The organism is Streptomonospora arabica (assembly GCF_039531585.1).
GTDB lineage: Bacteria > Actinomycetota > Actinomycetes > Streptosporangiales > Streptosporangiaceae > Streptomonospora > Streptomonospora halophila.
Genome location: NZ_BAAAQI010000007.1, coordinates 64,191 through 75,995 on the forward strand (window position 1 = coordinate 64,191; position 11,805 = coordinate 75,995).

Annotated in this window: 8 protein-coding genes; 1 reads left to right on the forward strand and 7 read right to left on the reverse strand. The window is 70.7% G+C overall.

Annotated features, from left to right (window positions below):
- Nucleotides 1–348: 348 nt before the first annotated feature.
- From ABD284_RS13725 to ABD284_RS13750, 6 genes are all read right to left on the reverse strand, one after another.
- Nucleotides 349–2,067: an ABC transporter family substrate-binding protein gene (locus ABD284_RS13725; protein WP_344143334.1), complete on the reverse strand. Its 1,719-nt coding sequence runs from the start codon at nucleotides 2,065–2,067 to the stop codon at nucleotides 349–351.
- Between the two features lie 77 nt (nucleotides 2,068–2,144).
- Nucleotides 2,145–4,289 (reverse strand): dipeptide ABC transporter ATP-binding protein, encoded by a 2,145-nt coding sequence (locus tag ABD284_RS13730; RefSeq protein ID WP_344143335.1) that lies wholly within the window; start codon nucleotides 4,287–4,289, stop codon nucleotides 2,145–2,147.
- Nucleotides 4,290–4,302: 13 nt separating this feature from the next.
- Nucleotides 4,303–5,208, reverse strand: a complete 906-nt coding sequence (locus ABD284_RS13735) for an ABC transporter permease (RefSeq protein ID WP_344143337.1) — start codon at nucleotides 5,206–5,208, stop codon at nucleotides 4,303–4,305.
- An 85-nt stretch (nucleotides 5,209–5,293) separates the two neighbouring features.
- Nucleotides 5,294–6,277, reverse strand: a complete 984-nt coding sequence (locus ABD284_RS13740; RefSeq protein WP_344143339.1) for an ABC transporter permease — start codon at nucleotides 6,275–6,277, stop codon at nucleotides 5,294–5,296.
- 486 nt (nucleotides 6,278–6,763) lie between these two features.
- Nucleotides 6,764–7,843 carry an L-glyceraldehyde 3-phosphate reductase gene (mgrA, locus tag ABD284_RS13745; RefSeq protein WP_344143340.1) on the reverse strand — a complete coding sequence of 360 codons (1,080 nt, stop codon included), beginning with the start codon at nucleotides 7,841–7,843 and terminating at the stop codon, nucleotides 6,764–6,766.
- 177 nt (nucleotides 7,844–8,020) lie between these two features.
- A complete protein-coding gene (locus tag ABD284_RS13750; RefSeq protein WP_344143341.1) occupies nucleotides 8,021–10,090 on the reverse strand; it encodes a PhoX family protein in 2,070 nt (689 codons plus the stop codon).
- Between the two features lie 809 nt (nucleotides 10,091–10,899).
- On the opposite strand from ABD284_RS13750, the gene ABD284_RS13755 reads away from it, so the two are divergent.
- Nucleotides 10,900–11,373: an ATP-binding protein gene (locus tag ABD284_RS13755; RefSeq protein WP_344143549.1), complete on the forward strand. Its 474-nt coding sequence runs from the start codon at nucleotides 10,900–10,902 to the stop codon at nucleotides 11,371–11,373.
- A gap of 179 nt (nucleotides 11,374–11,552) precedes the next feature.
- Here the strand turns inward: ABD284_RS13755 and ABD284_RS13760 are convergent, their stop codons facing one another.
- Nucleotides 11,553–11,699: a hypothetical protein gene (locus ABD284_RS13760; protein WP_344143342.1), complete on the reverse strand. Its 147-nt coding sequence runs from the start codon at nucleotides 11,697–11,699 to the stop codon at nucleotides 11,553–11,555.
- Between the last annotated feature and the right edge of the window lie 106 nt (nucleotides 11,700–11,805).

Here is an 11,805-nt window from a genome sequence, read left to right on the forward strand (position 1 = left end):
GGTCACCTCCGCCGGGCCGGGGGCCGCCCCGCGCAGGGGTCACCCGCCGGCGCCGAGCGGGCGCACAGTGCGGCGGCCCCCGAGTCTAGACCCAACCCGGCGAAGATCGGCAGGCTCCCCTGCCTTCGGAACCTCCGGAACCCGGACTCCCCGGCCCCCGCATTCTCCGGAGCCCGTATTCCCCGGCCCCCGCAGGATCCAGCGTCCGCCGCCTCTCCGCACCGCGGCTCAGCGCACCTCCGCCGACGTGCGGCCGCACACGGCGCTGCCCCCGACCATCGGATGGTCGGGGGCAGCGCCCGGGCCTGCCGGTCGGCCGCCTCGCGGTCCGCTCGGCGGTCTGTTCGCCTACTTGGTGATGCCGATGTCCTCGTAGTGGATCGACGCCAGGCCGTTGGCCCCCCAGTTGGCGATGTCGGGGCTGACCGCGTAGAGGCCGGGCCGCTGGAAGAGCGGCACCGCCATGCTCTGCTCCCAGAGCAGCCGGTCGATCTCGTTGGCCTTGGCCGCGTACTCCTGGGGATCGGTCAGCGTCGACAGCTCCTCGAACGCCGCGTTGATCTCGTCGGTGGTGAAGAAGTGCAGGTTGTTGCCCCAGTTGGGCTCGCCGTCCTCGGTCTCACCCACCGGACCCGTGAAGTTCTCCGCGTAGTACCCGGCGTAGGGGTTGGTGCTGGAGTACACGAAGGTCGTGGCGTCGTAGTTGCCCGGGACGATGTACTCCGGGAAGTAGGAGTTGATCGGCACGGTCTTGATGTTGACGCCGACACCGACCTCCTTCAACTGCGCCTTGGCGATCTCCGCCTCGTCCGCGGTGTTCTGCAGATCGGACGGGATGACCCACTCGAGCTGCAGCTTCTCGCCGTCCTTGGTGCGGACCTTGCCCTCGGCCTCCTGGGTCCAGCCGGCCTTGTCCAGCATCTCGGCGGCCTTCTCGGGGTCGTACTCCCCGTAGCCCTCGCTGTTGTCCTGGAAGCCGGTCTGGGTGGAGCGCAGCAGCCGGTTCACCGTCGGGTCGGTCGTCCAGTTGACGCCGCTCAGGGTCGCCTTGGCCATCTGCGACCGGTCGATCGCGTGCACCAGCGCATTGCGCACCTTGACGTCCGACAGGAGGCGCCCTTCGCCGCCGTTGAACGTCATGTGCCGGTAGGCGTTGTCGATGGCCTTGGTCAGCCGGACGCCGTCGGCATCCTTGAGCTGGTCGTAGGCGGCGGCGTCGTACCCCAGGTAGAACCCGTCGATCTCGCCGTTGTTCATCACGCCGGCGAGCGCGTCGTTGCCGTAGGTGTGGTAGACGATGGAGTCCAGCTTCGCCGGGTCTCCCCACCAGTCCTCATTGCGGTTCACCGTGACCGTCTGGGCGGTGTCGTCGAACTCCACGTCGCCGAACGGCCCGGCGGTGACCGGGAAGGCCTTCTTGTACGCCTCGTTGAACTTCTTCGGGTCCTCCATGTACTTCTTGGGGTACAGGGCGTCGAAGAGGCGGGGCCACTCGGCGAAGGGCTTTTTGAAGGTGAAGACCACCTCGAACTTGCTCTCGCCCTTCTCGACGTCGGTGATCCGCTCGTAGCCGGTCGTGTCACCGATGTCGAACTTGTCCGTGTTGTCGCGGTGCCCGCCGACGGTCTCCACCTGGGCGGCGTAGTCCTCCCAGGTGATGGAGTCGCCGGTGGACCAGACCGCGTCCGGGTTCAGCTCGAAGGTGAGCTCGGTGCCGTCCTCGCTGATCTCGCTGGAGAGGACGTAGTCCTTGTCCGGGTGGGGCTCGCCGCTCTTGTCGAAGTAGTGCGCCTGGGGCAGCACCGCGGAGGCGATGCGTTCGGCGTTGGCGAGGTTGCCCTGCGTGTGGTGGACCTGGTACTGCGGCGGATACTCGTTGATGCCCCAGTGGAACGTCCCGCCGTCCTTCAGCTCCGAGCGGTCCGTCTTGTTGATGTCGATCGCGGGGATGTCGGCGAGGGTCTCCTTGTTCTCGCTTCCCTCGTCACCGCCTCCGCCGCAGGCGCCGGCCATCAGGGCCAGAGCCACGAGCGGGGCGCCGACCTTGGCGGCGCGTCTGATTCGCACGGGGGTTCTCCTCACTGGGCTGCTGTTCGGGGGGATCGGTGGGTCGGTGGGTCGGTACAGTGCGGTCCCGCGGACGGTCAGAGGACCGCGTCGGGCTCGGCGTAGTGGCAGGCGGCGGCCTGGTCGGCCGCCCCCGCCACCCGGTGCTCCAGTTCCGGCTCGCGTTCGCGGCAGGCGGTGCGCTCCTCCTCGCTGAGGACGGCGAACTTCTGGCACCGCGTGCGGAACCGGCACCCGGACGGCGGGTCGGCCGGGTTGGGCAGATCGCCTTGGAGCACGACGTGCTCGCGCCGCCGCTCCTTCTCCGGGTCGGGCAGCGGGATGGCCGACAGCAGCGCCTTGGTATAGGGATGCGTGGGCCGCCGGTAGATCGACTTGACGTCGCCGATCTCCACGATCTTGCCGAGGTACATCACGGCCACGCGGTCGGCGATGTGGCGCACCACCGAGAGGTCGTGCGCCACGAACAGGTAGGAGAGCCCCAGCCGTACCTTGAGCTCCTCCAGCAGGTTGACCACGCCGGCCTGGATGGAGACGTCCAGAGCGGAGACGGGCTCGTCCAGCACCAGCAGCTTCGGCTCCAGCGCCAGTGCCCGGGCGATGCCGATGCGCTGCCGCTGGCCGCCGGAGAACTCCGCGGGCGAGCGGGTGACGGCCGAGGGGTCCAGCCGCACCAGGTCCATCAGCTCCATCACCCGCGAGCGGATCCGCTCTTTGGAGTAGCCGTGGGTGCGCAGCGGTTCGGCGATGATCTCGAACACCCGCATGCGCGGGTCCAGCGAGCTCATCGGGTCCTGGAAGACGACCTGGACGTCGCGGCGCACCGCCATGCGCTCGCGGCCGGACACCCGCCCCGAGCGCTTGCCGAGCACCTCCACCGTGCCCTGCTGCGGCGCGTCGAGGCTGAGGATCTCCATCAGCGTGCTGGACTTGCCGCAACCGGACTCGCCGACCAGGCCCAGGGTCTCGCCTTCGCGGATGTCGAAGCTGAGGCCGTCGACCGCGAAGACGGTGCCCACGCGCCGCTTGAACAGCGCGCCGCGCATCAGCGGGTGGTGCTTGGCCAGGTCCTCGACGCGCAGCACGGTCTCGCGGTCCTCGCGCGGCACCTGCGCGACCGGGTTCTCCGCGATCTCGCTGACCGGGTACACGTCGCGGGCCGTCCACTCGTTGGCCTCGATCTCGCCGGCGCGGATGCACGCGGCGCGGTGGCCCTCGCCGCCGACCCGCTCAAGCGGCGGTTCGCCGGCGTCGCACTCGCTCGTGGCGATCGGGCAGCGCGGCGCGAAGGGGCAGCCGGGCGGCATGTCGGTGAGACTGGGCGGGTTCCCCTTGATCGGGATGAGCGGGGCCTTCTCGTCCTCGTCCAGGCGCGGGACCGACCCCAGCAGGCCCATGGTGTAGGGCATGCGGGTGCGGTAGTAGACGTCGTCGACGGTGCCCGTCTCGACCAGCCGGCCCGCGTACATCACCTGGACGCGGTCGACCAGGCCGGCGACCACCCCCAGGTCGTGGGTGATCATCAGTACGGCGGCGCCGGTCTCGCGCTGGGCCGCCTTGAGCACCTCCAGGATCTGGGCCTGGATGGTGACGTCCAGCGCGGTGGTGGGCTCGTCGCAGATGATCACGTCGGGGTCGTTGGCGATCGCGATCGCGATCATGACCCGCTGGCGCATACCGCCGGAGAACTCGTGCGGGAAGGCGCGCTGGCGGCGCTCGGCGTCGGGGATGCCCACGAGGGTGAGCAGTTCGACGGCGCGCTTCTGGGCGTCGGCGCGCGAGGTCTGCGGGTTGTGCACGCGCACCGCCTCGGCGACCTGGTCGCCGACGGTGTAGACGGGTGTCAGGCCGGAGAGGGGGTCCTGGAAGACCATGGAGATGGCGCGGCCGCGCTTGCGCGACATGGCCTGGTCGTCCAGCCCGAGCAGCTCCTCGCCGTGCAGCCGGATCGAGCCGCTCACCCGCGCATAGTCGGGCAGCAGTCCCATGGCGGCCATCGACGAGACCGACTTGCCCGATCCGGACTCGCCGACGATGCCCAGGATCTCACCGCGGCGGACCTCGTAGCTGACACCGCGGACCGCGGTGACGTCGGGGTTGCCCCGCCCGCCGGGGAAGCCGACCTGCAGGTCGCGGACCTGCAGCACGGGGACTTCGGCGCCGTCCGGCCCGGGCGCCGCCTCGGCGTGCTCCCGGGCGGCCGTGCCACTGGTTGCGGTCATGGCGGTATCCCCCTTAGGTCCTGCTCTTGGAGTGCGGGTCGAGCGCGTCGCGCAGCCCGTCGCCGACGAGGTTGACGGCCAGGACGAGCACGATGAGCAGCCCGGTGCAGAACCAGAACGTCCACGGGAAGGCCAGCGCCTGGCGCGCCCCCTCGGCGATCAGCGAGCCGAGGGTGACGTCGGGCGGCTGGACGCCGAAGCCGAAGTACGACAGCGCGGTCTCCAGGATGATGGCGGAACTGACGTTGATCGTCGCGTCCACGATGAGCAGCGACGACATGTTGGGCAGGATGTGGCGCAGGATGATCCGGCCGTGGCTGACGCCCATGAACCGGGCCGCGAGCACGTACTCGCGCTCCTTGAGCGAGATCGTCATGCCGCGCACCATCTTCGCGGTGACCATCCACATCAGGCTGGCGAGCAGCAGCACGAAGACCACCCAGCCCTGGTCGCGCAGAACCGGGTAGAGGATGGCCAGGATCAGAAACTGCGGCAGCACCAGGAACAGGTCCGTGAACCACATCAGCGCGCGGTCGGTGAAGCCGAGGTAGTAGCCGGCGAACGCGCCGACGAGCGCGGCGATGACGGTCGTGGCCAGCGCGGCGCACAGGCCGATGAGGATCGACTTCTGCAACCCGACCATGGTCAGGTGGAAGATGTCGCGGCCGGTGTTGCCGGTGCCGAACCAGTGGTCGGCGCTGGGCGGGCTGCGGAACGCGGTGAAGTCGCGCTCGTCGAACTCCCACGGGCTGAACAGCGGCCCCAGCCACGCCATCGCGATCAGTGCGACGATGATGGCCAGCCCGATCACCACCCGCCGTGTGGCCAGCAGCTCCCTGGCCAGCGAGGCCCACCGGCCGGAGATCTCCACTACGGCGGCGTCCGAGGCCACGGCCTCGCGCTCGGCTGACATGCTCATCGGGTCTCCTCCAACACTGTGCCCAGCGGGTGGGCCGGTGCGGCGCGCAGGGCGCGGCGGGCGGTCCGGCGGGTGGCGGCCATGCTCAGCTCACCCGGACCCGGGGGTCGAGCCATGCGTAGAGCACGTCGGACAGGAAGGACGCGGCCATGACGCACAGGGCCATGAAGAAGGTGACGGCGGCGACCGCGTTCACGTCGTTGGTGACGATGGAGTCCACCACCCACGCGCCCATGCCGTGCCAGCCGAAGATCTTCTCGGTGAAGGTGGCGTTGGCCATCAGGATGCCGACGGTGAAGGTGAAGTAGGTGATCGTGGGGATCAGCGCCGTGCGCAGGGCGTGCTTGAGCATCGCCGCGCGGCGGGTGAGGCCCTTGGCCATCGCGGTCCGCACGAAGTCCGATCCGAGCACATCGAGCATCATGTTGCGCTGGTACCGGCTGAAGACGGCGAACAGCGACAGCGACAGCGACAGGGTGGGCAGGATCGCGTGCTGGACCCGGTCGAGCACCGTGGCCCAGAGCCCTCCGTCGAGGTTGGCGCTGTACTCGCCGCCGTACTCCAGTAACCGCATGCCGGAGACGTCGTTGATCCACACGGCTGTGACCTGCAGGGTGACGGCGACGACGACGGCGGGCACCGCCATCAGGAAGAACGCGGCGACGGTGGCGGTGCGGTCGAACCTGCCGTACTGGCGGATGGCGGAGTAAGCGCCCACGGCCACGCCCACGGTCGCGCCGATGAGCGTGCCGGCCGTGATCAGCCGCAGCGTGACGCCCGCCTTGCGCGCGATGGCCTCGTTGACGCTCTCGTCGGTGATGGTCTGGCCGAAGTCGCCGACCGCGACACCGGCGACCCAGGTGGCATAGCGCTCGGCCAGCGGCGTCTCGTCGTTGAGGTTCAGCTTGTCCAGCTGCCTCTCGATCGCCTGCTCGCTGGGCGGGGGCTGCTGCTGCTCGAAATAGCTGCGCGGGCTGAGAGTCGTCGCAGCGATCAGATAGGCGATGCTCGACGCCAGAAAGATCAGGACGAGATAACTCAGCAGTCTCCTGATCAAGAACTTCGCCAACTGATGCCCCTACCTCATCGCCCGGACGGACTGCCTCGGAACAACCCGGTGAATCGGCGCGGCCCGGCGGGCACGCCCGGTAACGACGTACTCACACAGACGCAGTCGGCGCAAGGGAGGGTGTCCGGTTCCGCCGGAGGGTCGGCTCTCGACGGCGACCGCATCCCACTTACATCCGATTCACGGTCAGTGATCCGAATTCACACGAGTTTGGGCCGTTTGCAGACACTGAAGGGTTACCGGCGCATCAAGAAAACGCAACGGGAGTTGCTTTCCTGCATCTCAGTGCCCACATCGGAAGGATAGTAACCCCTCCTTCCGGCGCCCGGTGGCGGAGGCGAGGAATTCGCGGCCCGGCCCGTGCGGCACGATCGGGAGCCGCGCGGCGCCGGTTCTCCCAGCGTGTGCGGGCGCCCGGTCCGGGCGCCCGCACGCGGAGCCGCCGCCCGCGGATCGGCGGGCGGCGGCGACCCCGCTTCGCGGCGCTCAATGATCGCTGGAGCGCTTCCAGATGTTGACGCCCAGATCCACCGCGTGCCGGTCGATCTCAGCGAGCTCCTCTGCGGTCAGCGCCGGCGCGCGCACCGCCGCAAGGCTGTCCTCCAGCTGCTCGACACTGCTGGCGCCGATCAGGGCCGAGGTGACCCGCGGGTCGCGCAGCACCCAGCTGATCGCCAACTGGGCGAGCGTCTGCCCGCGCCGGCGGGCCACCTCGTTCAGGGAGCGGATCAGGTCCAGGTTGCCCTCGGCCAGCCACTCCCGCGAGAACGACCCGGCGCGGCTGGCCCGCGATCCCTCGGGCACGCCCTGCAGGTAGCGGTCCGTCAGCAGCCCCTGCGCCAGCGGCGAGAACACGATGCAGCCGGCCCCCGCGCCGTCGAGGGCGTCCAGCAGGCCCTGCTCCTCGATCCAGCGGTTGACCATCGAGTAGGAGGGCTGGTGAATCAGCAGCGGCACGCCCATCTCGCGCAGCAGCGCGGCCGCCTCGGCGGTGCGCTCGGCGGAGTAGGAGGAGATCCCGGCGTAGAGCGCCCGGCCCGACTTCACCGCCGCGGCAAGCGCCCCCATCGTCTCCTCAAGCGGGGTGTCGGGGTCGTAGCGGTGGCTGTAGAAGACGTCGACGTAGTCCAGGCCCATGCGCGCCAGCGACTGGTCCAGGCTCGCCAGCAGGTACTTGCGGGAGCCGCCGCCGCTGCCGTAGGGGCCGGGCCACATCTCGTAGCCCGCCTTGGTCGAGACGACGATCTCGTCGCGGTAGGCGCGGAAGTCCTCGCGCAGGATGCGGCCGAAGTTCAGCTCGGCCGCGCCCGCGGGCGGACCGTAGTTGTTGGCCAGGTCGAAGTGGGTGACGCCCAGGTCGAAGGCGCGCCGCAGGATGGCCCGCTGGCTCTCCAGCGGCCGCGAGTCGCCGAAGTTCTGCCACAGGCCGAGCGAGACCTCGGGCAGCCGCAGGCCGCTGCGCCCGCTGCGCCGGTAGGGCATCCGCCCGTCGTAGCGGTCGTCGTCGGCCCGGTGGACACCGGCGCTGGGGACGTCGAGTCGGGGTATGTCGTTCTCTCGCACCATGGGCCCGATCATCCCACCGCACCCGGGGTGTCCGCGCGCGCTTCCGGGCGGCGCGGCACCGCAAGCGCGCGGTCCGCCCCCGCACCGGATGCATGTGTGGGAGCGGGAGCGGGGGCGGACCGTGCGGCCGCCGGCGGCCCGGGGGAAAGCCCCGGACCCGAACCGGCGACGGCCTTCTCAGCTGCCGATGTCCTTGCCGCGGCCGTGCCAGATCGACACCACCGACGGACGCGGGAACCCCTCGTGGTCGGGCCAGGTGCTCTGCGGCTCCTCGTAGCTGCCGCCGTCACCGGGGTGCTGCGGCGCGATGAACACGGTCTTCTGGTCCTCGGTGATCAGCGGCCCGCAGCACTCGGCGCCGTTGGGGACCCGGGCGAACATCGTGAGGTGGCCCTTGTGCCGGCCCTCCACCGGGACGGCGAACAGCCCGTCGTTGCCCCACGCCATGCCGTCGGTCGAGATCCACAGGTTGCCGTGCCCGTCGAAGGTCAGGTTGTCCGGCGAGGAGACCGCCGTGACCTCGGACTTGTCGAACCCGGCGAAGTAGGTGGCCGGGTCCTCGGGATCGCCGCAGACGATCGGCACGTCCCAGCGGAACCTCGTGGCCGCCGCGTCGTTGTGCCGTTCGGTGATCTCCAGGATGTGGCCGTAGCGGTTGGGGCCGCGCGGGTTGGGCTCGTCGGCCTGTCCGGGCTCGCGCGCGCTGTTGTTGGTCAGCGCGCAGTAGATCTTGCCGGTGACCGGGCTGGCCTCGATGTCCTCGGGGCGGTCCATCTTGGTCGCGCCGGCCTTGTCGGCGGCCAGCCGGGTGTGCACGAGCACCTCGGCGACGGTGAAGCCCTCGACGAAGCTCTCCTTGTGGCTGGCGAGCGGGATCCACTCGCCCCAGCCGTCGAACGCGCCGTCGGAGGGCAGCTTGCCGGACCCGTCGAACTCCTTCTCCGGGCTGTCGCCGCGCAGCTTGGCGACGTAGAGCGTGCCGGACTCGAGCACGCGGCTGTTGCCGCGCCGCGAGCCCCTGCGGTAGCGGCGCTCGCTGACGAACTTGTAGATGTAGTCGAACCGCTCGTCGTCGCCCATGTAGACCGCGACCCGGCCGTCGCGGGTGATGCGGATGTTGGCGCCCTCGTGCTTGATGCGGCCGAGCATGGTGTGCTTCTTGGGCGTGGAGTCGGGGTCGTAGGGGTCGATCTCGACCACGTAGCCGAAGCGGTTGGCCTCGTTGGGGTGGCGGGAGAGGTCGAAGCGCTCGTCGACCCGGTCGAAGCGGCGGTTGTCCGCGCGGGTGTCGCCCTCGGTGGCGATGCCGTAGCGGGCCAGCGCGGGCTTCGACTCCTCGGGGGCGTCCTCGCCGCCGACGAAGTACTGGTTGTAGTTCTCCTCGCAGGTGAGGATCGTGCCCCAGGGGGTGGTGCCGCCGGCGCAGTTGTTCAGCATCCCCAGCACGCGGGTGCCCTCGGAGTCGGCCTCGGTGCGCAGCAGCTCGTCGCCCGCCGCCGGACCGGTCAGCTCCATCGGGGTGGAGGCCGTGATGCGGCGGTTGAAGCGGCGCCGGCCGCGGGAGAGCCGCCAGCCCCCGGTGCGCCTGCCGCGGCCGCGGCCGCGGCCCTCGAACTCGCGCCGGATCTCCACGACCGAACCGCCGTGGGCGGCCATGGCGATGCGGATCTGCTCCGGGTCGGCGTCGTTGCCGTCGGTGTAGCCCTCGAACATCAGGGCCTCGTTGGTGTACTCGTGGTTGACCCACAGCAGCCCGCGGTCGCGGCCCAGCGGCTGGAACCCGACGAAGTCGCAGTTGTAGCCGAACTGCTTGGCCTGGGCCTCGGCCGTCTGGGCGGTGAAGTCGAACTCCGGCGCCTCGGGCAGTACCGGGTCGCCCCAGCGGACCACGACGCGCTGCTCGTAGCCGTCGGGGATCTCCACCGCGTCGCTGGTGCCCGGCTGGAGGCCCTCGAACCTCAGCCGGGGGTTGCCGCGGCCGCGGTGGTTGTCGGCCAGGGCGGGGGCCAGGCCTCCCAGCCCGGCCGCGGCGGCGGTCGCGCCGGCGCCCACGGCACCCGCGCGGAGCATGTTCCGGCGTGAGAGCGCTGTCGCGGCGACCTCGCCGAAATACGTGTTGTCGCTGGTGTTGGGCGCGTCGTGGAAGCAGGCGTCCCCGCAGCGAAAGCGGCACGTCTGGCGGGACCGGCCTCCACCGAGCTGCCCGAGCAGCGGCAGCGAACGGCGATGCGGCGCGGATTGCGGCACTGGGTCCTCCTATGGCTCGCGGGGATAACCGTCGACCGGAGGCGCGGAACGGTCGCGGACGCCGCGCCCGGCCGGAGCGGGTCCGGGCAGGTGAGGGGTGCCCGAACTTCCATGACCATGGCGGAGTCGTCGTTCGCCGGCGTGAATCCGCCGTGAATGGGCCGCCAACTCCTCGGCACACCTGCCGTCCACCCGCGGCCCCGTACCGGCCTGCGGCAAAGCCGCGGCGGATCGCGGACGCGTGCCGGCCGACCCCGCCGGCCGGGTGCGGACACGCCGCCGCCCCTCGCGGCGCGGCCTGCGCGGCCCGCGCGGCCATCGGACGAACGTGCCCATACCCGCATCTCCTACCCACTCAGGGAGTCGGTCCATCGCCGTGGAAGCCCGCGCCGCCCACCGATCCAGACACACAGGTTACGGGAACAACACGGTCCGTAACGAGAGACATACCACCCCCACCTGTCTCACGAGAAGTCAACCCGCGTATTCTGTCCGTGGATGTGACCTCCGAGGCTGTGAGGTCAGGCCCCACCGACCCCGCACACCGCACGACACCGACCCGATGAGCGATCCCCTCGCGCCCGCGCCTCCCACGCGTCGTGACCCCCGCCGGGCACGAACGCCTCCGGCACGGCGTCGCTCACCGTCACCGCGGCACGTTCGCGGCGTGGCGCGCCACAACGTCACAGGGGAGTGAGACCCGTATGCCCGAGACCCCTTCGGCGGGACCGCAAGGCCTCACCGGCCCGCGTACCCCGCCGGTCGCCGCGGGCACCACCAGTCCTCCGTCCACCGAACCGGCCCACACCATGGAAGAGCCCCAACCGCCACCGCCGTCCAGATCCGAGTTCCGCGGCCCGCTCGCACGGCGCCGCTTCCCCGGACTCGCCAGCCAGATCCACCACGCGCGCCGCTTCGTCGAACGGATGCTGGCGCCCTCACCCCAACTGACCACGGCGACCCTGCTCACCAGCGAACTCGCCACCAACGCCATCACGCACAGCGCGTCGGGCATGCCCGGCGGGAAGTTCGAGGTCACCGTCGACCTCGGGCGGGGATGGGCGCGGGTCGAGGTCCGCGACCTCGGCAGCCCGGAGCGGCCCCGGCCCCAGCACCGCGATCCCTACGACGTCAGCGAGCACGGGCGCGGCCTCGACCTGGTCGACGCGCTCGCCTCGACGTGGGGCGCCGAGTCGCGCCCCGACGGCCTGGGCCGGCGGGTCTGGTTCGAGCTGATGTGGGACGAGGAGGCCGAGGGCGCCGCGCCCGCCGCGGCCGAGTGAGGTCCGGCGGTCCGCACCCGCGGTCAGGTCCGCCGGCGCGGAGCGACGACCGCGGATGCGGATCCGCTGGGGGCGCGCGCCCCCGCCGCACATGACGAAGGGCCTCCCGCTCGGGGAGACCCCCGTCGTCGTGGAATGAGTCGGCAGGTCGGGCAACTGGCTGGGCGAAAGCCCATGAACTAGGCGTCCTCCTCGGTGTCGGGAGGGGTGCTGGGCAGCCGGTACTTCTCGTAGAGCTCGCGCGCGTAGTCCTTGGCTTCCTGGGAGGGCTCGTCGCCGAGCTCCTCGCGGACGAGCTCGTCGAGTTCCGTGTCCTTGCGTTCCATATCTGCAGCTTGCCTTTCGTGGGGGCTCGATCACAAATCAGCGCCCCGGAGACCCGCCGATCCGCACGTCGCGCGGAGCGCCTCCGCCGCAGGGCGGCGGGCGGCG